The 23,182-nt window shown below is 66.3% G+C and carries 22 protein-coding genes and 1 pseudogene; 5 read left to right on the top strand and 18 right to left on the bottom strand.

Translation table 11 applies throughout. The features are described from left to right. Positions 1-70 precede the first annotated feature (70 nt). Positions 71-949, top strand: coding sequence for a class I SAM-dependent methyltransferase (locus ACYCAX_RS20675; protein WP_460248733.1), 879 nt, complete (start codon positions 71-73; stop codon positions 947-949). Here the strand turns inward: ACYCAX_RS20675 and ACYCAX_RS20670 are convergent, their stop codons facing one another. The 5 genes and pseudogenes from ACYCAX_RS20670 to ACYCAX_RS20650 form a co-directional block, all read right to left on the bottom strand. Beyond that, complete coding sequence (locus ACYCAX_RS20670) at positions 950-2,743, bottom strand: ABC transporter ATP-binding protein (RefSeq protein WP_460248732.1); 1,794 nt, start codon at positions 2,741-2,743, stop codon at positions 950-952. Next, positions 2,736-3,371: a DsbA family protein gene (locus ACYCAX_RS20665; RefSeq protein WP_460248731.1), complete on the bottom strand. Its 636-nt coding sequence runs from the start codon at positions 3,369-3,371 to the stop codon at positions 2,736-2,738. Before ACYCAX_RS20665 ends, ACYCAX_RS20670 begins: the two co-directional genes overlap by 8 nt. 3 nt (positions 3,372-3,374) lie before the next feature. Beyond that, positions 3,375-4,310, bottom strand: coding sequence for an oxygen-dependent tRNA uridine(34) hydroxylase TrhO (gene trhO / locus ACYCAX_RS20660; protein ID WP_460248730.1), 936 nt, complete (start codon positions 4,308-4,310; stop codon positions 3,375-3,377). A gap of 161 nt (positions 4,311-4,471) precedes the next feature. After that, on the bottom strand, positions 4,472-4,780 hold the full coding sequence (locus ACYCAX_RS20655; protein ID WP_294978650.1) for a BolA family protein: 309 nt from the start codon (positions 4,778-4,780) through the stop codon (positions 4,472-4,474). 46 nt (positions 4,781-4,826) lie between these two features. Then, positions 4,827-5,382, bottom strand: a pseudogene (locus tag ACYCAX_RS20650) (DUF2059 domain-containing protein). Between the two features lie 121 nt (positions 5,383-5,503). On the opposite strand from ACYCAX_RS20650, the gene ACYCAX_RS20645 reads away from it, so the two are divergent. The 3 genes from ACYCAX_RS20645 (at position 5,504) to ACYCAX_RS20635 (ending at position 8,618) form a co-directional block, all read left to right on the top strand. Further along, positions 5,504-6,517 (top strand): DUF2804 domain-containing protein, encoded by a 1,014-nt coding sequence (locus ACYCAX_RS20645; RefSeq protein WP_460248729.1) that lies wholly within the window; start codon positions 5,504-5,506, stop codon positions 6,515-6,517. Between the two features lie 90 nt (positions 6,518-6,607). Continuing rightward, on the top strand, positions 6,608-8,002 hold the full coding sequence (locus tag ACYCAX_RS20640) for a class II fumarate hydratase (protein WP_294978644.1): 1,395 nt from the start codon (positions 6,608-6,610) through the stop codon (positions 8,000-8,002). Next, on the top strand, positions 7,995-8,618 hold the full coding sequence (locus ACYCAX_RS20635; RefSeq protein ID WP_015476400.1) for an NAD(P)H-dependent oxidoreductase: 624 nt from the start codon (positions 7,995-7,997) through the stop codon (positions 8,616-8,618). Before ACYCAX_RS20640 ends, ACYCAX_RS20635 begins: the two co-directional genes overlap by 8 nt. 226 nt (positions 8,619-8,844) lie before the next feature. Here the strand turns inward: ACYCAX_RS20635 and ACYCAX_RS20630 are convergent, their stop codons facing one another. The 12 genes from ACYCAX_RS20630 to ACYCAX_RS20575 form a co-directional block, all read right to left on the bottom strand. Further along, the gene (locus tag ACYCAX_RS20630) at positions 8,845-11,403 is read right to left on the bottom strand and encodes a TonB-dependent receptor (RefSeq protein WP_460248728.1); all 2,559 of its coding nucleotides are present in this window, start codon (positions 11,401-11,403) and stop codon (positions 8,845-8,847) included. A 237-nt stretch (positions 11,404-11,640) separates the two neighbouring features. Beyond that, positions 11,641-12,591 carry a FecR family protein gene (locus ACYCAX_RS20625; RefSeq protein ID WP_460248727.1) on the bottom strand — a complete coding sequence of 317 codons (951 nt, stop codon included), beginning with the start codon at positions 12,589-12,591 and terminating at the stop codon, positions 11,641-11,643. Next, a complete protein-coding gene (locus ACYCAX_RS20620; RefSeq protein ID WP_015476397.1) occupies positions 12,588-13,115 on the bottom strand; it encodes an RNA polymerase sigma factor in 528 nt (175 codons plus the stop codon). The genes ACYCAX_RS20625 and ACYCAX_RS20620 overlap by 4 nt, the downstream gene beginning before the upstream one ends. 187 nt (positions 13,116-13,302) lie before the next feature. Further along, on the bottom strand, positions 13,303-14,262 hold the full coding sequence (locus tag ACYCAX_RS20615) for a DMT family transporter (RefSeq protein ID WP_015476396.1): 960 nt from the start codon (positions 14,260-14,262) through the stop codon (positions 13,303-13,305). Between the two features lie 113 nt (positions 14,263-14,375). Beyond that, a complete protein-coding gene (locus ACYCAX_RS20610; RefSeq protein ID WP_460248726.1) occupies positions 14,376-14,795 on the bottom strand; it encodes an MAPEG family protein in 420 nt (139 codons plus the stop codon). Positions 14,796-15,125: 330 nt separating this feature from the next. Next, complete coding sequence (locus ACYCAX_RS20605) at positions 15,126-15,341, bottom strand: TOBE domain-containing protein (protein WP_015476394.1); 216 nt, start codon at positions 15,339-15,341, stop codon at positions 15,126-15,128. Between the two features lie 39 nt (positions 15,342-15,380). After that, positions 15,381-16,193 (bottom strand): aliphatic sulfonates ABC transporter ATP-binding protein, encoded by an 813-nt coding sequence (ssuB, locus tag ACYCAX_RS20600; protein ID WP_015476393.1) that lies wholly within the window; start codon positions 16,191-16,193, stop codon positions 15,381-15,383. Continuing rightward, positions 16,190-16,984, bottom strand: coding sequence for an aliphatic sulfonate ABC transporter permease SsuC (gene ssuC / locus ACYCAX_RS20595; protein ID WP_460248725.1), 795 nt, complete (start codon positions 16,982-16,984; stop codon positions 16,190-16,192). Before ssuC ends, ssuB begins: the two co-directional genes overlap by 4 nt. A 129-nt stretch (positions 16,985-17,113) precedes the next feature. Beyond that, positions 17,114-18,259 carry an FMNH2-dependent alkanesulfonate monooxygenase gene (gene ssuD / locus ACYCAX_RS20590; protein WP_294980814.1) on the bottom strand — a complete coding sequence of 382 codons (1,146 nt, stop codon included), beginning with the start codon at positions 18,257-18,259 and terminating at the stop codon, positions 17,114-17,116. Positions 18,260-18,414: 155 nt separating this feature from the next. After that, positions 18,415-19,371 (bottom strand): sulfonate ABC transporter substrate-binding protein, encoded by a 957-nt coding sequence (locus ACYCAX_RS20585; protein ID WP_015476390.1) that lies wholly within the window; start codon positions 19,369-19,371, stop codon positions 18,415-18,417. A 135-nt stretch (positions 19,372-19,506) separates the two neighbouring features. Next, positions 19,507-20,100, bottom strand: a complete 594-nt coding sequence (gene ssuE / locus ACYCAX_RS20580; protein WP_460248724.1) for an NADPH-dependent FMN reductase — start codon at positions 20,098-20,100, stop codon at positions 19,507-19,509. A 487-nt stretch (positions 20,101-20,587) separates the two neighbouring features. After that, positions 20,588-21,226 carry a peroxiredoxin gene (locus ACYCAX_RS20575; protein ID WP_015476388.1) on the bottom strand — a complete coding sequence of 213 codons (639 nt, stop codon included), beginning with the start codon at positions 21,224-21,226 and terminating at the stop codon, positions 20,588-20,590. A gap of 280 nt (positions 21,227-21,506) precedes the next feature. On the opposite strand from ACYCAX_RS20575, the gene ACYCAX_RS20570 reads away from it, so the two are divergent. After that, positions 21,507-21,716, top strand: a complete 210-nt coding sequence (locus ACYCAX_RS20570) for a DUF6316 family protein (protein WP_015476387.1) — start codon at positions 21,507-21,509, stop codon at positions 21,714-21,716. Positions 21,717-21,960: 244 nt separating this feature from the next. Here the strand turns inward: ACYCAX_RS20570 and ACYCAX_RS20565 are convergent, their stop codons facing one another. Then, complete coding sequence (locus ACYCAX_RS20565; RefSeq protein WP_460248723.1) at positions 21,961-23,145, bottom strand: thiolase family protein; 1,185 nt, start codon at positions 23,143-23,145, stop codon at positions 21,961-21,963. Positions 23,146-23,182 lie beyond the last annotated feature (37 nt).

Raw genomic sequence — 23,182 nt, 5'->3', positions numbered from 1 at the left:
CCCTACCGTGGTAACTGGACTACCGGCCCGAAGGGGTCGGCCACGCAATCGGACCCCCGGGTGGACAGCAATGGACAATCTGACCCAGCAGAATCCGGAATCGCTCAGGCAAGCCATCGAAGAACTCGAACAGCAACTGCACCGCATCAAGGACAGCAACTCCGAGCTGCTGGCATTGGCCACCGGCCACGCAAGCCTCGAGGAACGCCCCCGTGTGCTGCCCTTCCCCCGCCGGCGAGAGCGGCCAATGGGCGAAGGCGCCGGCAATGCCGTGCTGATGGATTACCTCTACGGCATCGACAGCACCCTGCTGCCCGACGGCCCCACCGACGAGCTGTTCCGCTACGCCTGCTCCGCGCCCGCCTCGCGCGCCCTGCGCTCGCGCCGCCAGTTGCTGGCCCGGGAGATCGACCGCACCTGCGAACAGCTCGGCGGCCAGGCACGCATCCTCTGCGTGGGCTGCGGCCACCTGCGCGAGGCGGATCTTTCGCGGGCCCTGCGCGACGGGTACTTCCGCGAGTTCATCGCCCTCGACGCGCAACTCCAGCCGCTGCAGACCGTGGAGTCCTGCTACGCCTTGCAGGGCATACGGGCCGTGCAGTGCAGCCTCGACGAACTGTTCTATGGGCGAACCGACCTGTGCTATTTCGACTTGATCTACTGCGCCGGGCTCTATGAAGTCCTCGGCGACCAGGACGCCCGCGATCTCACCCGCAACCTGTTCGCCCGCCTGTTGCCGGGCGGACGCCTGTTGCTGAGCAATTTCCTGCCGGGAATACCGGACATCGCCTACCTGGAAGGGCTCCTGGACTGGAAACCGAACTACCGCAGCGACGCCGAACTGCTCGACCTGCTGCTGGGCATTGCCTACAACGACATCGGCCAGGCGCGGATCTTCCATGACCTGGGCAATTGCGTGACCTTCCTCGACGTCACGCGCTACGGCTGATCAGCTCTGCTGCAGATGCCCGTACAGGCGGGCATAGAGCCCGCCTTCGGCGATCAACTGCTGGTGGTCGCCGTCCTCGGCGATGCGCCCGCCATCGAACACCAGCACCCGGTCGGCCTGCTTAACCGCCGACAGGCGGTGGGCAATGATCAGCGTGGTGCGCCCTTCGAGGAAGCGGCCCAGAGCCTGGTGCAAGGCATACTCGGTGGCAGCGTCCAGCGCCGAGGTCGCCTCGTCGAGGATCACCACCTTGGGTTCGGCCAGCACCATCCGGGCAATCGCCAGACGCTGCCGCTGGCCGCCGGAGAGGCGTACGCCGGAGCGGCCGACCACGCTGTCCAGCCCCTGCGGCAGCGCGAGAATGGTGTCCGCCAGTTGCGCCACTTCCAGCGCGCGCCAGCAGGCCTCGTCACTGCGCTCGCGGCCCAGGGTCAGGTTGGCGCGCACGCTGTCGTTGAACAGCGCCGGATGCTGCAACACCACTGCCACATGCTCGCGCACGCACTCCAGGCCGATCTCCTCCAGCGCCACACCGCCGTAGCGGATGCTGCCGGATTGCGGCTGGTAGAGGCCGAGCAGCAACTGTACCAGGGTGCTCTTGCCGCCGCCGCTGGCGCCGACGATGGCGACCTTCTCGCCGGGGGCGATGTCCAGGTCCATGCCATCGAGCACGCGTTCGTCGCGGTAGGCGAAACTCAGGTCGCGCACCTGGATACCAACCGTGCCGTGACCGACGAAGGGATCGCGGCGCGGCGGATACTGCGGCTCGTCGGCACGGGCCAGCAGCTCGTTGATCCGGGCCAGCGCGCCACCGGCGGCGTAGAAGGAGTATTGCAGGCTGAGCAGTTGTTCGACCGGGCCGATCATGAACCAGAGGTAGCTGAACACGGCGAGCATCTGGCCGATGGACAGGTCGGAGAACAGCACGGTAAGCATGGCCGCGGCGCGGAACAGGTCGATGCCGAACTGGAACAGCAGGCCGCTGGCGCGCCCGGCGGCGTCGCTCTTCCACTGCGAGGCGACGGCGTAGTCGCGCACTTCGCGAGCGCGCACGCCGAGACGTCCGAGGAAGAAGCCCTGGCGATTGCCGGCGCGCACTTCCTGGATGGCCTCCAGGGTTTCGGTCAGCGCCTGGGTGAAGCGCGAGGTGCTGTCGTTCTCCAGCTTCTTCAGGTGCTTCACGCGCTTGCCCAGTTGCACCGTGGCGAAGATCACCAGCGGGTTGAACAGCAGGATCAGCAGCGCCAGCTTCCAGTGCATCCAGATCAGGATGCCAGCGGTACCGCAAAGGGTCAGCAGCGCCACCAGGAAGCGGCTCAAGGTGTCGCCGACGAACTTGTCGAGGGTATCGAGATCGGTCACCAGATGCGCGCTGACCGACCCGCCGCCGAGGGTTTCGTATTCGCCCAGGGAGATGCGCTTTAGCCGTTCGATCAGGCGCAGGCGAATGCGGTACACCACGTCCTTGGACAACCGCGCGAACAGCTTGGCCTGGAGGACGTTGAACACCAGCGCGCAACTGCGCAGCACCAGGGTCACCAGCAGCATCAGGCCGATGTAGCCGACCGGCTTGTGCCAGCCGTCGGGCAGCCAGTGGTTCATCACCTGCAGGGCAGCGTCGCCCTTGCCCAGCAGCACTTCATCGACCAGCAGCGGCAGCAGCAGCGGGATCGGCACACTGCAGGCGGTGGCCAGCACGGCGACCAGGTTGGCGAGGATCAGGGCCTTGCGGTGACGGAAAGCGAGCCGGCGAATCTCCGCCCAGCTCAGGCGGTCAGCGGACAGCTCAGGCATGCCGCCCGCGCTCCAGCCAGCGCTCCAGCAGCGGGGCGAGTTCGCCCAGCGACTGGTAGCCGTTGGTCAGCAGGGCCAACTGGCCGTCGCGCTCGGCCAGCAGTGTGGGAAAGCCGGCGATGCCCAGGTCGCGGGCCCAGGAAAAGTCGGCCAGGGTCGCCAGATGGTTGTCCTGGCTGTCGAAGGCTTCGGCGAACTCGATGCGCGGCAGGCCGACCTGTTCGGCCAGATCGGTGAGCACCGCGGCCTGGGTGACGTCGCGGCCTTTGGCGTAGAACGCCCGCTGGATTTCGCCGACCAGCGCCCAGGCGCAGTCCTCGTCCAGGCGGCGCGCGGTGACCACCGCGCGGCAGGCCGGCTCGGTGTCGTAGACGAAGCCGTCGGGCAAGGCGTTTTCGAAGCGGAACGGCTGGCCGGTGGCTTCATGCACCGCGTGCCAGTGTTCGAGGATGTAGCGCCTGGTGGTCGGCTCCAGCGCGGCGCCCTGCCCCGTGCGCAGTCCGCCCATCACCAGCGCCAGCGGCACGCCCGCGGCGCGCGCCTGCTCCACCAACTGCCTGGCCACCGGGGCGAAACCCCAGCACCAGGAGCACATCGGGTCCATCACGTAGAGCAGGCGGCTGGTCATGGATCAGTTCTCCGCGCGGGGGTCACGGCCAATGGGGTGCGGCAGGTTGCGCTGGCGCGCCAGCTCGATCTGCTTCTGCCGCTCGCGGGCGCTGGCTCGGGTCTTCTCCGACAGCGAGTCCCAGCAGTGCGGGCAACTGATGCCCAGCGCGTAGTGCTCCGAGGCGCGATCGAGGACCGAGATCGGGTTGCGGCAGGCATGGCACTGATCGTAGTCGCCTTCGGTCAGGTCATGGCGCACGGTCACGCGGTTGTCGAACACGAAGCAGTCGCCGCGCCAGAGGGTCTGCGCCTCGGGTACTTCCTCCAGGTACTTGAGGATGCCGCCCTTGAGGTGGAAGACCTCTTCGAAACCTTCGCTGAGCATGTAGCTCGACGCCTTCTCGCAGCGGATGCCGCCGGTGCAGAACATCGCGACCTTCTTGTGTTTCGCCGGGTCGTAATGCTCGCGGATGTAGTCGGGGAACTCGCGGAACGACTTGGTCTTCGGGTCGATGGCGCCCTCGAAGGTACCGATGGCCACTTCGTAGTCGTTGCGGGTGTCGATCAGCAGCACCTCCGGGTCGGAGATCAGCGCGTTCCAGTCCCGGGGTTCGACGTAGGTGCCAACCTTGGCGTTCGGGTCCACGCCCGGCACGCCGAGGGTGACGATTTCCTTCTTCAGCTTGACCTTGGTGCGGTAGAAGGGTTGCTCCTCGCAGTAGGACTCCTTGTGGTCGACATCGGCCAGGCGCGGGTCGTTGCGCAGCCAGGCCAGCAGGCCGTCGATGCCGGCGCGGGTGCCGGAAACGGTGCCGTTGATGCCTTCCTCGGCGAGTAGCAGGGTGCCCTTCACGCCGTTGTCCAGCAGGGTCTGCAGCAAGGGCTCGCGCAGGGCGACGTAGTCGGGCAGGGAGACGAACTTGTACAACGCCGCGACGACGATTCTTTCGGTGGTCATGCATCACTCCAGTGGTCGCCCGCGTAAAGGGCGGACCGGGTTCTTTGGCTCGACAGCTGAATCAGAAGCTGAAAATGACAGCGCCGGCCAAAGGCCGGCGCTGGGTGTCCCATTCTACACGGAGCGGGGCCAGGCCCGCACGCGCTTGGTCAGCTCGCCGATCAATGCTGATCGTGCTTGCTGCCGCCACGGCAGGTCGGCGAATCCGGTGCTTGTCCCTGCTGCGCCCACTCCTCGGGGGTGTAGGTGTGCATCGCCAGGGCGTGGAACTGGCTCATCAGATCGCCGAGCGCGCCGTAGACCTTCTGATGCCGCTTCACCGCGTTCAGCCCGGCGAACGCCGGGCTGACGATCACGGCCTTGTAGTGCGTTTCCTGCCCGCGGCTGTGCATGTGGCTCTCGTCGAACACCTCCAGGTGCTGCGGTTCGAGGGCGCCCAGGGCGGTCTGGATACGGTCACGCATGCTCATGTCGGGTCTCGCTGTAAATCAGGCGGTTCATGAAAAGCCGTAAAAGTCAGGGCTTCTTGGCCGGAGCCGGGGCTTTCACACCCAGTTCCTTGTCCATGTCGGCCATCAGCTTGTTCACCGGCTCGACTGCGGTCTGCAGCTTGGCCTGGGTCAGTTGGGCGGATTCGGCGGTCAGGCGCGGCATCTTGTCCAGCATCTTGCGGCCCACCGGCGAGGCATAGAAATCGTTGATCTGCTTGAGCTCGGACTCGCTGAAGTTGCTGGTGTAGAGCTTGACCAGTTCAGGCTTGAGCTTGTCCCAGCCGACCGCGCGATCGAGTTCGGCATTGGCCTTGGCCTGATAGCGCTCCAGTACGGCCTTCTTGCTGTCGGGCGCCTTGGCCTCGGCGAAACGCTGGGCGAGCATCTGCTGGACCTGTGCATAGACCGGCACGGTGAGCTTGTCGGCGTGAACCTGCTTGAGGAACTTCTCCGCCTCGGTGTTGGCGTCGGCCAGGGCAAGAGAGCTGAAACCCACCAGTAGAGCTGCGGTGCAGAGGGTACGAAGAACGGTCATGGGGCGGTCCTTGAGTCTGAAGGTGTGTCCGGGTGGGACCCGCCATTCTGCGCCTAAGTTCGGAAAGTGCTCAAGAGACCGCCGAACAGCAGGGAGGTAACCCATTTCTCTTGTCGACGTATCGGCAAACCGGCATGCTGCGTCGCGTTGCCACATGGATGTGTCCAATGAACACCTTCACTCACATGCCGCCCTACGCGAACTCACCGCCCTTGTGCGACCCCCAGGGCCGCCTGAACGCCAGCGCCGTCGGCTGGTCCAGCCGGCCGCAGGTCCTCTGCCACCTGCCGGGCAATCCGGGCCGCCGCAAACGCTGGAACCACTGGTGCATCAACGCGCCGGGGTGGATGCTCTCGCTGACCGTCGCCGACCTCGACTACCTGGGCTACGGCGCCCTCTACTTCCTCGACCTGGAATCCGGCCGCTCGGTGCACCGCACCCGGATCACCGCGCTGGGCCGGGGCTGCGAACTGCCCGAGGTGCCCAACCAGAGCCACAGCTTCCAGCATGGCGACCTGAGCCTGAACTTCGTCGAACAGCCCGGCCAATTGCGCATCACCGCCTGCGCCCCCGACCTCGGCGGCCAGCCGCTGGACCTGGCGCTGGAAGTCCAGCGTCCCGCGCACCTGGAGTCGGTCAACCTGGTCGTGCCCATGAGCGGCCACTGCTTCCACGCCTGCAGCCGGCAGATGGGCCTGCCGGTGCGCGGCAGCCTGCAGCTCGGCCGCAGTGTCTACCAGTGCAGCGCCGGCGAAAGCTTCGCCGCCCTGGACTTCGGCCGGGGCGTGTGGCCCTTCCGCACCCACTGGACGCGCGCCGCCTTCGCCGCGCCCGGCGGCATCGCCGGCAACTTCGGCAGCGGCTGGACGGACCACACCCCGCTCAAGGAAAACGCCCTGTGGTTCGGCGGCGAACTGCAACGCCTGGAACACGACGTCGAGATCCACCAGACGCCCCACGATCCCCTGGCACCGTGGCGCCTGCTCAGCCCCTGCAAGCGGGTCGACCTGACCTTCACGCCGCGCAAGCTGCACCGCGCCTGCCCTCGCCTGGGGCCGCTGTTCGCCGAGACCAGCCAGTGGTTCGGCCACTTCGACGGCTCCCTGCGCAGCCTCGACGGCGAGCACGTCCCGGTACGCGAAGCATTGGGCTGGGTCGGCGCCACCCGGGCGCGCTGGTGAACGGGCTCTATCAGGGCAATTGATCCGACGCGGAACCCGGAGCGCTGACAACGGCCTAAACTGCCCGAGTCATTCCAGGAGGAACGCATCATGAGCCGCACCGAAACCGACAGCCTTGGCCCCATCGAAGTCCCCGACGATGCCTATTGGGGGGCGCAGACCCAGCGTTCGCTGGAAAACTTCGCCATTGGCGGGCAGCGCATGCCGCTGGCCGTGGTGCATGCCCTGGCGCTGGTCAAGAAGGCCGCGGCCCGCGTGAATGCCCAATTGGGCGAACTGCCGGAAAACATCACCAGCCTGATCGAAGAAGCCGCCGACGAAGTCCTCGCCGGCGAGCACGATGATCAGTTCCCGCTGGTGGTCTGGCAGACCGGCAGCGGCACCCAGAGCAACATGAACGTCAACGAGGTGATCGCCGGTCGCGCCAACGAGATCGCCGGCAAAGGTCGCGGCGGCAAGTCGCCGGTGCACCCCAACGACCACGTCAACCGCGCACAGAGCTCCAACGACAGCTTCCCCACCGCCATGCACCTCGCCGCCGCGCGCGCCGTGCATGACGACCTGCTGCCGGCCATCGCCGAGCTCAGCGGCGGCCTTGCCCAGCAGGCCGCCCGCCACGCCAGCCTGGTGAAGACCGGCCGCACCCACCTGATGGACGCCACGCCGGTCACCTTCGGCCAGGAGCTTTCCGCCTTCGTCGCCCAGCTGGACTATGCCGAGCGCGCCATTCGCGCCGCGCTGCCGGCGGTCTACGAGCTGGCCCAGGGCGGTACCGCCGTCGGTACCGGGCTGAACGCGCCGAAGGAGTTCGCCGACGCCATCGCCGCCGAACTGGCCGACCTTTCCGGTCTGCCCTTCGTCTCCGCGCCGAACAAGTTCGCCGCATTGGCCGGGCACGAGCCGCTGGTGATTCTCTCCGGCGCCACGAAGGCCCTGGCCACCGCCCTGATGAAGATCGCCAACGACCTGCGCCTGCTCGGCTCCGGCCCGCGCGCAGGCTTCGCCGAAGTGAAGCTGCCGGCCAACGAGCCCGGCTCCTCGATCATGCCCGGCAAGGTCAACCCGACCCAGTGCGAGGCCCTGTCGATGCTCGCCTGCCAGGTATTCGGCAACGACGCGACCATCACCTTCGCCGCCAGCCAGGGTCACCTGCAGTTGAACGTGTTCAAGCCGGTGCTCATCCACAACCTGCTCGAATCGGTGCGCCTGCTCGCCGACGGCTGCCGCAACTTCAACAGCCACTGCGTGGCCGGCATGGAGCCGGATGCGGCAAAGATGCGCGAGCACCTGGAGCGCGGCCTGATGCTGGTCACCGCGCTGAACCCGCACATCGGCTACGACAAGGCCGCCGAGATCGCCAAGAAGGCCTACGCCGAGGGCAAGACCCTGCGCGAAGCGGCGCTGGAGCTGGGCTACCTGAGCGACGCCGAGTTCGATCAGTGGGTGCGCCCGGAAACCATGCTGGAGGCGGGACAGAATGGTTGATGCGGCCAAGCATGGCGCCACCCCCATCGAAGGCGACGGCAAGCGCGTGCTGCTGGTGCTCGGCTCGCCCAAGCCCGGCGGCTTCTGCCACGCGCTGGCGGAGGCCTACGCCCAGGGCGCGCGCAACAAGGGCCACGTGGTGCACAGCCTGAAGCTCGGCGAGCTGAACTTCGACCCCGTGCTGCGTGGCGGTTACGAACAGAGCCAGAGCCTCGAGGCGGACGTGCTGGAGGCGCAGCGGCAGATTCACTGGGCGCAGCACCTGGCGTTCATCTACCCGGTCTGGTGGGGCGGCTTGCCGGCGCTGCTGCAGGGTTTCTTCGACCGCGTGCTGCAACCGGGCTTCGCCTTCCGCTACCGCTCGGCCGAATCCCGCGAGTTCGAGCCGCTGCTCAGCGGGCGCAGCGCCGACCTGCTGGTCAGCCACGACCAGACCCACTGGCACTACCGCCTGCGCCAGGGCGCTCCGGCGCACCGCCAGATGACCCGCTGCATCCTCGCGCCCTGCGGTATCGAGTTCCATCACCTGGAGGAGTTCAGCCCGATCCGCGGCTCCAGCGAGGAACAGCGCCAGACCTGGCTGCGCCGCGCGGAGCAGTTGGGTACGCAAGCCTGATGCGCTGGCCTTCGGCCTGGCGCTGGCGCTGATCCCCTGATCAGCATCCCGCTCGACAATACCTCGCTGAACCCGGCGCGCAACCTGGGCGAGGCGATCTTCGCCGACCCGCTGTTCATGAAGCAGTTGTGGCTGTTGCGGGTCGCCCCGCCGGTGAGCAGGGTGATCGGCGCGCTGACGGCCTTGCGCAAACGGGCGCGCCGGGGCGCCCGTTTGCGCTCATCGTTCAGAAGTACTGGGTGATGCTGAGCTTGGCGTTGCGGCCCTGGCTGTAGACACTGTCGCCGGACAGCGCTGGCTGGTAGCTGCGGTTGAACAGGTTGTCGACGGTGAAGTTCAGCTCGGTGTCTTCCAGCCCGAGACGGCGCGGCTTCCAACTGGCGAACAGGCGCTGGGTATCGTAGCTGTCGTTGGCCTGCTGGTCCCAGTAGCGGTCGCCGAGCAGGGTGCCCATGCCGCCGGAATACTTGTCGCTGGGCAGGCGGTCGGTCTTGCGCACGAACTCGCCCTGCCAGCCGATCTGGGCGTCCCACGCCGGGATCTTGCTGCCCAGGGTCGCGACCCACTTGGCCGGCGGCACGTCGCGCGCCCACACGTTCGGGCCCCACGGGTTGCTGTAGGCGCCATCGTGCTTGCCGCTCACCCAGGAGTAGGACAGCCCGCCGAACAGCCAGGGGCTGTCGTAGAAGCTCTCGATCTCGAAGCCCTGGTAGGTGACGCCCGGCAGGTTGCGGTAGTTGCCCAGCGGCATGTACTGGCGGCAACTACCGGAGACCGTGCCGTTGCTGGCCGACTGTTCCGCGCAGGCCACGCTGCGGGTGCGGAAGATTTCGTCCTTGACCTTGTTCTGGAACAGCGTGGTGCGAACCTGCAGGTTGTCGCCATTGATGAACAGGTCCGGCAGGTTGACCACGCTGCCGAAGCGCAGTGCGTGGATGCGCTCCGGATCGAGGTCGCGACTGGTGCCGGTGATGCTGCCCAGGCCCTGCACTTCGTACTGCTCGTCCAGCACCGGTGCGCGCCAGGTTCGGGTGTAGTCGGCGAACAGGGCCAGACGCTCGGTGGCGGTCCAGAACAGCGACAGGCGCGGCGACCAGCCGGTGTAGGTCTGCGCCCGGTAGTCATGGCCAAGCACCTGGTTGTCGTAGATCGGCGCGAGGTTGTGGTCGCCGTTGTTGCGTACTCGGTCGAAGCGCAGCGACGGGGTCACGGTCAGCCTGCCCCAGGTCAGCGCGTCCTGCACGTAGGCGCTCCGGGTATCCTGGCGGCCACTGGGCATGAAGGCCGGCTGGAAGGTGCCGTAGTTGTATTTCGGCTTGTCGTAGGTCTTGCCGGGGATGTACATCAGGCTGTCGCGGTCGTGCCGGTGCAACTGGGTGCCGACGGTGACGGCGTGCTGCAGCGGACCGGTATCGAACAGGCTGGTGTTGCGCAGCTCGAAGACCTTGTCCTGGTATTCGGTGCGGGTCCTCTGGCCGCCAGTGGCGATCTGCACGAAGGCGCCCTTCTCACGCTCGTCGGTCTGATCCACGTCGGATTCCGAGTAGCTCACTATCAGGTCGACCAGCGGGTTGTCGACGGGGTGGAAGTTGTACTTGGCGGACCAGGTCGTGTCGGTGGTGTCGCGCTGGGCGAGGAAGCGCTTGAGCGCGCCTTCGTAGCCGTACTTGTCGATGTTGGTCTGGCTCGGCGGCGTCGGGTAGCTGGCCGAGGAGAACGGCGTCCAGCGGCTGGTCTCGGAGCGGCTGTAGGACAGGCCGAGGTCGTGGTTCTCATTGGGGTGCAGGTTGAGCTTGAACAGCCCGGCGTCGAGGTCCTGGGCGCTATTGGGCAGGCGCTTGGGGTTGACCGGGTACTGGCCGTTCGGATCGGGGATATGCCCGGCGAGCTTGATGTCGCGGCCGTCGCGGGCGTTGAGGTAGACCAGTGCGTCGACCTTGTGGTCGTCGCTGCGGCCGTAGAGCGCGCCGCTGTAGATCTTCTGCTGGTCGTTGGAGTGGTAGCCGTACTTGAGCATAGCGCCGACGTTCTGGTCATCCCGCAGCAGGTCCGGCGCATCCTTGGTCTCCATGTGCACGGTGCCGCCGAAACCACCGTTGCCGTTGAACACCGAATGCGGGCCCTTCTCCACCTCGATGCGCTTGATCAGTTCCGGCTCGATGAACACGGTGCCTTGCTGGTAGCGCTCGAAGCCGCTCTTGGGCGCGCCGTCGAGGGTGAACGGCACGTCTTCGGCGTCGCCGAACCCCCAGATGTTGACGGTCTGCCCGCCCGGCTTGGGCGAGCCGCCCATGCTCACGCCGGGTAGCGTATCGAGCAGGCTGGGAATGTTGTCGGCCTGGATACGCTCGATGTCCTTGCGGGTCAGGGTCGAGCGGCCGACGCTGGCGGCATCCACCGACTGCCCGGTACCGACGATGGTCTGCGAGTCCAGTTCGATGGCGTTGTCGTTGAAGCTGTCCACCTTGCCGCGGCGACGTACCACGAAGCCGTCGCCGACCTCCACCAGTTCCAGCGAGGAGCCCGAGAGCAGCCGTTCGAGTGCCGCGCGCACGCTGTAGAGCCCTCTCAGTGCCGGAGCCTGCTGACCCTCCAACTGAGCGGCGTCGTACAGCACCTGCACGCCGGCCTGATGCGACAGGCTGCCGATGGAAGCGCTCAGCGATTGCGCCGGCAGGTCGATCTGCCAGTCGGCGGCGCGGCCGTACTCGGCCACCATCAGGCTGCCGAGCAGAACGGCGCAGCCCAGCGGGCGGGCGAACGGGAAGTTGAAACGAGACTGCATGAAGACCCTCCCCAGGGACGAAAAGCACTGCGTGTTTCGCAGCGAACGACGGGGAAGACCCTCATTCGAGAAAAATCCTCACCTGCAAATAAAAATATTTCTCAAAAAAAGATTCACAGCTGTGCCGTTCGAGCTCTTTGTAGGAGTGGACTCCGTCCGCGATGCGCAACCGGCCAGCTCAGAGCTGCCGGGAGTCTGCCCCTACGCAATGGGCCAGCACCCGCAGGAACGGGAAAGTCAGCGCGGCAGGATGACCGCGCTGCCGTCGGCCTTGCGTTGCACGCGCACGTCCAGCAGTACCGGCAGGGCGGAGAGGAAGTCGTCCGGGCGGGCCAGGCGCACGTTGCCGGAGACGGGTTTCTGCGCGAGGCGCTCGTCACCCAGGCGAATGGGAGCGGCACGGTATTGCGACAGTTCGTCCACCAGCGTACCGAGCGGCTGGTTACGGAAGGCGAGCATGCCGTCGCGCCATGCTGCGATGGAGGCGATAGGCACACGGTCCACCCGTGCCACCCCTACCCCGCTCGGCAACCGGGCGCGGTCGCCCGCAGTCAGCATCTGCTCACCCGGCGCATCGCGCTGCGCCTGCAACGCCACCTTGCCGTGGCGCACGGCGACGGTCAGCACGCCGCTCTCGCAACGTACGTCGAAGCCGGTACCGAGTACGCGCACCCGGCTGTCACCGACGGTCACGCGGAAGGGTCGGTCGGCATCCTGAGCCACTTCGAAATAGGCTTCTCCACGCAGCAGCTGCACATCTCGGAAGCTATCGGAGAAGTCCAGCCGCAGCGCCGAATCCGCCGCCAGGAACACCCGCGTGCCATCGACCAGCGTCACCTCGCGCTGCTCGCCCGGCACGGTGGATTGCACCTGCTGCGGATCGGCCAGCCGCCCGCCGCTGAAATCGTTGGCCAGCAGCAATGCCGCGCAGAACACGCTGGCGGCGGCGAATCCGCGCCAGGGCAGACTGGAACGGCGTCGCGGAGCGATGGTGGGCCGGTGCACCTGGTCGAGATCACTCCACAGCTGCTCGATTTCGCGGTAGGCCGATTCATGTGCAGGGTCTTCCGCCAGCCAGTCAGCGAAGGCCTGGCGCTCGCGGGCGTCACAGGCATCCGAACGCATGTGGCTGAACCACTTGGCGGCCAGCTCGTCGATCACCCGCTGGCGTTCCTGTCGCGGCGTCATGCCTCGCCCTCCCCTTGTACGTGCCGCTTGCAATGCAGCAAGGCACTGGCGACATGCTTCTCCACCATGCTCAGGGAAATCCCCATTCGTCGGGCCACCTCGGGCTGCGAGAGGCCCTCGAACTTGTGCAGGACGAACGCCTCGCGGCGACGCGGCGGCAATGAGTCCAGCGCTTCGGAAAGCCGGCGCAGGTAGCGCTGCCGCTCGAGCTGAACCACCGGTTCGCCTCCTTCGGCAGCCGGACGCAGGTCTGCCTCGCCGCCCAGCTCCGGTTCGCCGACCTCCGCGGCCTTGTGCTGGCGACGCCAGTGATCGCGCAGGAGATTGCGCGCGACCTGGAAGAGAAACGCGCGCGGCTGTTCGACGTCATGCCGCGAAGATGACTTCAGCCATTGGGCGAAGGCATCCTGGGCCAGGTCGGCGGCATCGGCCGAGCCGTTCAGTTGACGGCGCAGGAAGCGCAGGAGTTCGCCGTGGAACGAACGATAGACCTGCGACACCGAGCGCGAGAAACGCTCATCCATCGACGCACGCTCCCCGCCATAGCCACCCGCTTACCCTGCACACCACCACATCGCCCCCTGGATCGATGCGTCGGCGCATCGGCAAATCTCCAATCACACAAATGATAATACATATCATTTGCCAAAAATGAAGCTGATTCGCCAGACAGTAAAAGGCCGCCCCGACGGCGGCCCTTTCACAGTGGCTTCAGACATCCGCCAGGCGCTGGCGGCGGGCCCGGTAACTGCGCAGCAGCGAAGGCGCCAGGGCGGTCAACGCCGAGCCGCCCACCACCAGCAACGCGCCGACGTAGGCCAGGCCGTTGAGGTTTTCCGGGTGCACGTAGTCGGGCCACCACGAAGCGGCCAGTGCCACCGAGGCAAAGGTCACCAGCGGCGTGATGGCCAGCGTGGCGCTGACGCGGGAGGCCTCCCAGTGCGCCAGCGCCTCGGCAAAGGCGCCATAGGCGACCAGGGTGTTCAGGCAACAGGCCAGCAGCAGCCAGCCCTGCAACGGGCTCAGTTGCAACGCCTCCAGCGGATACGCCCAGGGCGTGAGCAGCGCGGCGCAGCCGAGGTAGATCACCATCATCACCTGCACCGACGTCCACTGCGTCAGCAACTGCTTCTGCGCCAGGCCGTAGGCGGTCCAGACGAACGCGGCGAACACCACGATCAGCACGCCGGTGGTGTAGTCGCCCAGCGAGCCGAACAGTTCCGCCAGGCGCTGGTTGAAGAACAGCCCGAAGCCGGTCAGCAGCACCGCCAGCCCGAGGCCCTGGCCGACGCTGAAGCTCTCCTTGAACACCAGCAGACTGCCCAGCAGCAGGAGGATCGGTGCGATCTGGATCACCAGTTGCGTGGTCCCCGGCGTGAGCATGCGCAGGCCGATCAGGTAGAACACGTAGTTGCCGGTCAGTCCGAGAATGGCCGCCAGCACCAGCCCCGCACCGCGCCGGCCGATGGGGCGAAATGCCGGCAACTGGCGGGTCAGCGTCAGGTAGACGAGCAGCACGCCACCGGAGACCACCAGGCGAAACCAGGTCACGGTGACCGGGTCCATGACCTTCAGGACTTCCTTGAGCTTGATCGGCAGGATGCCCCAGAGCACGGCGGTGATCAGGGCAAGAAACAGGCCGAATTGCCAGCGGCCGGATGAAACGTGCATGGGAGCCTCGACGGATGTACGGTTCGCCATGCTAAGTCATGGCGGTATCACGCCATAGGAACAGTTGCGCCACGCAACTGTTCCGGTCGTCCGGCGGCAGGTGCGAGTCGCCCCTAGACCAGGCTGGCCAGGCGCAGCAGCCACCAGATCAGGATCAGCAACTGGACGAAGAAGGCGGCGAAACGAAGCCACACCGCCAGCGCCGAGGTGCTGATCAGGTGCACCGCCGACTGCGCGATGCGCGCGGCCAGCAGGATCGGGGCCAGGGGATCGGTCAGCAGGGTCTGGCCGGTGGCCATCGCGTAGAGCAGCACTGCGGCGAACAGCGGCACATTCTCCACGCAGTTGGCGTGGGCCCGCACCAGGCGCTGGCCGAAGGCGCCGGGGGTATTGCTGCCATCGGCAGCGAAGGCGTTGACCTTCATGCGGCCGGACATCACCAGCAGCCCGCGCTGGTTGACCAGCAGCAGGATCAGCAGCACGCTCCAGGCGACCAGGCCGAGCAGGGCGAAGGCAGAGGGACTCAGGGACATGCGGGACTCCTTTCTCTTGTTGGTTTGAGCCGGAGTCTAAGGCAAGTAGAGTAATTGCTCTAGTCGTATGAAGGTGGGGTATTGGTAGGAGCGGACTCCGTCCGCGATGTGCCACCAGCCAGCTCGGAGCTGCCGGAAATCGATCGCGGACGGAGTCCGCTCCTACACACGCCGAGTGTGGAGTAGCCGCCCCCATTGTAGGAGCGAGCTTGCTCGCGAACAGAGTTCCAGGCCATTCGGTGCCGGGCGGTTCGCGAGCAAGCTCGCTCCTACGCAAAGCAAGAACGGGCAGCCCGTCTCAGGACTGCCCGCTCTCTTCCAGCGCCGCACTCACAGCTTGGCGATGGACACCTCGGTGGATTTCACGAAGGCGATCACCTCGCTGCCGATGGTGAGTTCCAGTTCGCGTACGGAACGGGTGGTGATCACCGAGGTGACGATGCCGGCGGCGGTCTGCACGTCGATTTCCGACAGCACATCGCCTTCGACGATTTCCTTGATGGTGCCTTTGAACTGGTTGCGGACGTTGATGGCTTTGATGGTCATGGCGTAGCTCCTTGGGAGAATAGGGATTTCACTGTGGGTTCAAAGCGCCCAGCGCAATTGCGTGGGCAGTGGGGATACGGGTTCCGGCTCGGGCGGCTGGGCCGGCAGCGACAGCACGCGCTCGAGCACTTCGGCTTCCAGTGCGGCCAGGCGCGCCGAGCCACGGGCGCGGGGCCGGTGCAGGTCGACGTCGAGATCCAGGCCGATCTCGCCGTCCTCGATGAGGATCACCCGGTCGGCGATGGCCACCGCCTCGCTGACGTCGTGGGTCACCAGCAGCACGGTGAATCCATGTTGCTGCCAGAGGCGTTCGATCAACTGCTGCATCTCGATACGGGTCAGGGCATCCAGCGCACCGAGCGGTTCGTCGAGCAGCAGCAGGCGCGGCCGGTGGATCAGGGCGCGAGCCAGGGCCACGCGCTGTTTCTGTCCACCGGACAAACCCGCCGGCCACTCGTTGGCGCGGTCGGCCAGGCCGACTGCCTCCAGCGCTTCCAGCGCCTGGCCGCGCCAGTCGCCGTCGAGGCCCAGGCCAACGTTGTCGATCACCCGCTTCCACGGCAGCAGGCGCGAGTCCTGGAACATCAGGCGCGTGCCCTCGCGGGCGCTTTCCAGCGGCGCCGAGCCAGCCAGCAGCCGGCCTTCGCTGGCGTCGTCGAGCCCGGCCAGCAGGCGCAGCAGGGTGCTCTTGCCGCAGCCGCTGCGGCCGACGATGGCGACGAACTGGCCGGCGGGAATGCGCAGGTCGATGCCTTTGAGCACCTCGCGCTCGCCGAAGCGCTTGGCCACGCCCTCCACCGCCAGGGGGATGCCCGGCTTGAGCTGTTGCGGCAAGGGATTCAGGGCATTCATGCGGCACCTGCCTTGGCCTGGTAGGCCGGGTGCCAGCGCAGCCAGATGCGTTCCAGGCCACGGGCGGCAAGGTCGGCGAGCTTGCCGAGCACGGCGTAGAGCAGGATCGCCAGTACCACCACGTCGGTTTGCAGGAACTCCCGGGCATTCATCGCCAGGTAGCCGATGCCGGCGTTGGCGGAGATGGTCTCGGCGACGATCAGGGTCAGCCACATGAAGCCCAGGGCGAAGCGCACGCCGACCAGGATCGACGGCAGCGCGCCGGGCAGGATCACCTGGCGGAACAGGCCGAAGCCGGACAGGCCGTAGCTGCGCGCCATTTCCAGCAGGCCCGGGTCGATGTTGCGGATGCCGTGGTAGGTGTTCAGGTAGATGGGGAACAGGGTGCCGAGGGCGACCAGGAAGATCTTCGCCGACTCGTCGATGCCGAACCACAGGATCACCAGCGGGATCAGCGCCAGGTGCGGCACGTTGCGGATCATCTGCACCGAGCTGTCGAGGAAGCGCTCGCCCCACTTCGACAGGCCGGTGACCAGACCCAGGGCGAGACCGATGACACCGCCGATGACGAAGCCGACGGCGGCACGCCAGGTGCTGATCGCCAGGTGTTGCCAGAGCTCGCCGCTGACCACCAGGTGGTAGCCGGCTGCGGCCACCGCGCTGGGCGCGGGCAGGATGCGGCTGGACAGCCAGCCGAACTCCACCGCCAACTGCCAGATGAGCACGAGGCCCACCGGCAGGGCCCAGGGCGCAAGGCGCTGGGCGAATGTATTCACATGTTTGTTTACCATTGCTCGATTCCTTCGCAGGAGCAACTGTCTTCGTTCCGCTGCGAGGTCTGTTCGCGAGCAAGCTCGCTCCTACAAGGCAAGGCCGCCCCCCGTAGGAGCGAGCTTGCTCGCGAACCCCGCTCCTACATGTCAGCTCGCCGCCGCCTTGGGCAGGATGTCGTTGGCCACCATTTCGCCGAACGGGCTGACGTAGCCGCGCGCCTGCGGTTGCTGTGGACGGGCGAGGTCCAGGTGCGGGAAGAGCAGTTCGGCGACCCGGTAGGATTCTTCCAGGTGCGGGTAGCCGGAGAAGACGAAGGTATCGATACCCAGCTCCGCGTATTCCTTCACACGGGCCGCCACGGTCGGGCCATCGCCCACCAGCGCGGTGCCGGCGCCGCCACGCACCAGGCCGACACCGGCCCAGAGGTTGGGGCTGACTTCCAGGTTGTCCCTGTTGCCGCCGTGCAGCGCGGCCATGCGTTGCTGGCCGACGGAGTCGAAGCGCGCCAGCGAAGCCTGGGCGCGGGCGATGGTGTCGTCGTCCAGATGGGAGATCAGGCGGTCGGCGGCCTGCCAGGCTTCCTCGTTGGTCTCGCGGACGATCACATGCAGGCGGATACCGAAGCGCACGCTGCGGCCCTGTTTCGCGGCCTTCTCGCGGACCTGGGCGATCTTCTCGGCGACGGCGGCCGGCGGCTCGCCCCAGGTCAGGTACAGCTCGACCTGCTCGGCGGCGAGGTCCTGGGCGGCATCGGAAGAGCCACCGAAATACAGCGGCGGACGCGGCTGCTGGATCGGCGGATAGAGCAGCTTGGCGCCCTTCACCTGCAGGTGCTTGCCGTCGTAGTCGACTGTCTCGCCTTCCAGCACGCGGCGCCAGATGCGGGTGAACTCCACCGAGGCTTCGTAGCGCTCAGCGTGGCTCAGGTGCAGGCCGTCACCGGCCAGCTCGTCCGGATCACCGCCAGTCACCAGGTTGAACAGCGCGCGCCCGCCGGAGAGCCGGTCGAGGGTCGCGGCCTGGCGGGCGGCCACGGTCGGGGAAATGATGCCCGGGCGCAGCGCGACCAGGAACTTCAGGCGCTGGGTCACCGGGATCAGCGAGGCGGCGACCAGCCAGGAGTCCTCGCAGGAGCGGCCGGTGGGGATCAGCACGCCGCCGAAGCCGAGGCGGTCGGCGGCCTGGGCGACCTGCTGCAGGTAGCCGTGGTCCACGGCACGGGCGCCTTCGGCGGTGCCCAGGTAGTGGCCGTCGCCGTGGGTGGGAAGGAACCAGAAGATGTTGAGACTCATCGCAATAACTCCAGATAAGCGCGCCGGCGCGGCGTGGCCGCGCGATGATGGGATTGGTGTGTGTGTTGCTCTTCGTAGGAGCGAGCTTGCTCGCGAACGGATTCCCCGGTGGCTCTGGAGCCGGGCGGGTTCGCGAGCTCGCTCCTACAGGGGGATCACTGGGCGGTGGCGACCTTGGCCGGAGCCGTCCACACCACATCCTTGATGCTCAGCGCCTTGGGGATCAGCTTCAGTTGGGTGAAGGTGTCGGCGATTTTCTGTTGCGCGGCGGTGACTTGCGGGGTGATCGGCTGGGCGCCGTAGCCCTGGCGTTTCACCGCAGTCAGGGTGATGTCCGCCGGCAGGCCGAGCAGCGGCGCGACCTGGTCGGTCACCTGCTGCGGGTTCTGCTGCGACCACTCGCCCACCGAGCGCACTTCGTCGATCAGGGTGGTGAGCACCTGCGGGTGCTGGTTCGCGTAGGGACGGGTGGCGAGGTAGAACTGGTGGTTGTCCACCAGGCCGGAGCCATCGACCAGAGTGCGCGCGGAGAGCTGCTGCTCGGCGGCGGCCTGGTACGGATCCCAGATCACCCAGGCATCCACGCTGCCGCGCTCGAAGGCGGCGCGGGCGTCGGCCGGCGGCAGGTAGACGGGCTGGATATCGGTGTATTTCAGGCCGGCCTTCTCCAGGGCGCGCACCAGCAGGTAGTGCACGTTGGAGCCCTTGTTCAGGGCGACCTTCTTGCCCTTGAGTTCGGCGACGGACTGGATCGGCGAATCCTTGGGCAGCAGGATCGCTTCGCTGGTCGGCGCCGGCGGTTCGTGGGCGACGTAGACCAGATCGGCGCCAGCGGCCTGGGCGAACACCGGCGGGGTTTCGCCGGTGACGCCGAAGTCGATGCTGCCGACGTTCAGGCCCTCCAGCAGCTGCGGGCCGCCGGGGAACTCGGTCCATTGCACCTTGACGCCCTGCTCGGCCAGGCGCTTTTCCAGCGTGCCGCGGGCCTTGAGCAGCACCAGGGTGCCGTATTTCTGGTAGCCGATACGCAGAGGTTCATCTGCCTGGGCGTTGTAGGACAGGGCTGCGATCAGCAGGGCCGCCAGTCCACTACGCAACGTGAGGGTCCGCATGGGGGGTGCTCCTTCGTCGAGTGTGCTTGCCGGACCTGCGCTCCCGTTATCGGGACGGTGAGGGCCTTGGTTTTTTTGACGCGGTGGGCGCCTGCCGGGTTGGGGCTTGGCGTTCGCCTGCGTTGGTGTTGTCGGTCAGATGCTCCAGCGGGCGTTGATCAGCCGTTCGTTGAGCAGATTCGGATCGATGGGCTTCGGGCGGCGCGCCAGGGCGCCGTGGAACTGTTCCAGGGAGTCCAGCAGGCGATGCAGCAAGGCCGGGGCGAGACGCGCCGGGGCGCTGCCGTCCGGGTACTGCACCTGGTTGTCCTCGGCAAACACGCCGTACAGGGTCTCCTGGGCCTTGAGCGCGGCCAGAACCGGCTTGAGCGCGTAATCCACCGCCAGCATGTGGGCGGTGCTGCCGCCGGTGGCCAGGGGCAGCACCACCTTGTGCGCCAGCGCCCGCTCCGGCAGCAGGTCCAGCAGGACCTTCAGCGCGCCGGCGATGGACGCCTTGTACACCGGCGTTGCGATCACCAGGCCATCGGCGCGGGACACCTGCTCGATCAGCTCGACCACGCGCGGGCTGTCGAAGCGCGCATGCAGCAGGTCCTCGGCCGGGAAGTCGCGCACCGCGTAGGAACGTACTTCCGTGCCACGCTCATGCAGCCAGTGCCGCGCGATGTCCAGCAGGACAGCGGAACGGGAACGCTGGCTGGGGCTGCCGGCAAGGGTGACCACATACATTTGCACAATTCCTTATAACTATCTTGGCGATATAATCATCGATACGCCAACTAATATGCATATAACTTAACAGCCCGCCACATATTCCAATAAATGTTATTTATTCATTTAGTTAGACAATTTAGTTTTATCTGTAGGAGCGAACCTGCTCACGAATGCTGGCTGGCAGCCCCGGCATCAGGCGGTTCGCGAGCAAGCTCGCTCCTACAAGGGCCCCTCTTCCGCAACGGGAGAGGGCGGGATGAGGGGCTGATGCAGTTCGGTCAATGCAACGCTGCCGGGTGGAATGGCCCAGGGCCGTTCCCCTTGGCGTGCGGACTGACATCTTCTCCCCGTTTGGCGGGCCAGCCAGGGCAGATGACGTACGAGCGGAAGAAAAAAGCGCGGCGTGGCCCGCGCGAGAACGATAAAAAAGTGGGCCGGCGGACCGGCCCTATTGCCCAGCTCGAGGTTCAACGCATGGAGGGGTCGGCGACGCGCCGACGCATCACTTGTTGGGTTGCGGGGTCAGGCGCAGGTAGGGCCTGACGGCGCGGTAGCCTTTGGGGAAGCGCTGCTTGATCTCATCCTCGTCCTTGAGCGAGGGCACGATCACCACCTCGTCGCCGTCCTGCCAGTTCCCCGGCGTGGCCACCTTGTGGTTGTCGGTCAACTGCAGCGAGTCGATCACCCGCAGGATCTCGTTGAAGTTGCGCCCGGTGCTCGCCGGGTAGGTGATGGTCAGGCGCACCTTCTTGTTCGGGTCGATGACGAACAGCGAGCGCACGGTCAGGGTGTCGTTGGCGTTCGGGTGGATCAGGTCGTACAGCTCCGACACTTTGCGATCCGCGTCGGCGATGATCGGGAAATTGACCACGGTGTTCTGGGTTTCGTTGATGTCATCGATCCACTTCACGTGGGAGTCCACCGGGTCGACCGAGAGGGCGATCACCTTGACGCCACGTTCGGCGAACTGGTCTTTCAGCTTGGCGGTCAGGCCAAGCTCGGTGGTGCACACCGGGGTGAAGTCGGCAGGGTGGGAGAACAGCACGCCCCAGCTGCCGCCCAGCCATTCATGGAAACGGATGCGGCCTTCACTGGATTCCTGTTCGAAGTCGGGGGCGATATCGCCAAGTCGCAAGCTCATGGGTCTCTCCTTGTTCGTGTTGAGGTCAACTATGCACAAGGTCTTTTTTCATTAAAAAGAATATATTTTGATTTTCTTATAACCAAAAATCATTCTTACGACCCTGTCCGGGCGGTATTCGCCGCCGGCACTTCAGCATAGTCAACGCCGTTCGAATCCTCCCCCGCCGGCCTGTTGCCCCCCTGGAGCGAAACCCTGCCGTTCGTCGAAAGCCCGGTGGCGCCTGGGCCCGCCGCATACACTCCTAGGTAATTGATCCTTATGTACGGGAGGTCACTTCATGGTTGGCCAACGGTCCGGCGATATCCAATCGGCAACCCACTACCGCAGCGACCGGATCAGTTCGGTCAATGGCCAGTATTTCTTCTCCACCCGGGAAGGGACGCTGGAGGGACCGTACTTCACCCGCTTCGATGCCGAACGCGAGGTGGCGAAGTACATCGCCCGCATGAAGCTGGCGTCTGGCCTGTACGCCCGCCTGGCGCGCTGAACGGTCGAACGCAACGGAGACTCCCGGGATCTTTGTCTTGGGGAAGCGCCGTTAGCGAGCCTGCGCGCGCCTGCCCGGCGCAAAGGGTTGTCCGACGATGCCAGGCGCCCGGCCAGCGGATGGCCGGCAGCGCAGAGTCCCACACCCGGAATGAAAAAGCCCCCGGCACTCGTGCCGGGGGCTTTTTCGTCGCGACGGCCCGCTTGCGTGGAGCGAGCCGGTGGAACGCGGTATCGGAGGGGGTTCAGCGCACCGCTTCGAACAGTCCCGTGGCGCCCATGCCACCGCCCACGCACATGGTGACGATGCCGTAGCGCAGGTTGCGGCGCTGCAGTTCGCGCACCAGGTGGCCGACCTGGCGCGAGCCGGTCATGCCGAAGGGGTGGCCGATGGAGATGGAGCCGCCATTGACGTTGTACTTCTCGTTGTCGATGCCCAGGCGGTCGCGGGCGTAGAGGCACTGGGAGGCGAAGGCTTCGTTGAGCTCCCAGAGGTCGATGTCGGCGACCGAGAGGCCCTTGGCCTTGAGCAGCTTGGGCACCGAGAACACCGGGCCGATGCCCATCTCGTCCGGTTCGCAGCCGGCGACGGTGAAGCCACGGAAGAAGGCCCTGGGTTTCAGGCCCAGCTCCAGGGCCTTTTCCAGGCTCATCACCAGGGTCATGGAGGCGCCGTCGGAGAGTTGCGAGGCGTTGCCGGCGGTGACCGAGCCGTCCTCGGCGAACACCGGCTTGAGGGCCTTCAGACCTTCGAGGGTGGTATCCGGGCGGTTGCAGTCATCACGGTCGACCACGCCGTCGAGCACCTTCTTCTCGCCGGTGGCCTTGTCTTCTACCAGGTACTTCACGCTCATCGGCACGATTTCATCGTTGAACAGGCCCTCGGCCTGGGCGCGGGCGGTGCGCTGCTGGCTCTGCAGCGAGTACAGGTCCTGCTGCTCGCGGGTGACGTTGTAGCGGCGGGCGACGATCTCGGCGGTCTGGCCCATCGGGTAGTAGATGCCGGGGAACTCGGCCTCCAGGCGCGGGTTCACGAAGTTGTCGCGGTTCTGCTTGCCCGCCGTCATGGTGATCGACTCGACGCCGCCGGCCACCAGGATGTCGCTGCAACCGGAGGCGATCTGGTTGGCGGCGATGGCGATGGCCTGCAGGCCGGAGGAGCAGTAACGGTTGAGGGTCATGCCGGCGACCTGGATGCCCAGCTTCGACAGCACCGCGGCGTTGCGACCGATGTTGTGGCCCTGGGCGCCTTCGTTGGAGCCGGCGCCGACCACGCAGTCGTCCACCAGCAGCGGGTCGAGGTTGTTGCGCGCCAGCAGCGCGTCGATGCAATGGGCGACCATGTCGTCCGGACGGGTCATGTTGAATTTGCCACGGAAGGACTTGGCCAGGCCGGTACGGACGCTGTCGACGATCACCACTTCACGCATGGGAAACCTCATTGCTTGTTGTTCGATGGAGAGGAAG

It is taken from the genome of Pseudomonas sp. MT3 (assembly GCF_054720805.1).
This window is presented reverse-complemented; position numbering and strand designations above follow the sequence as displayed.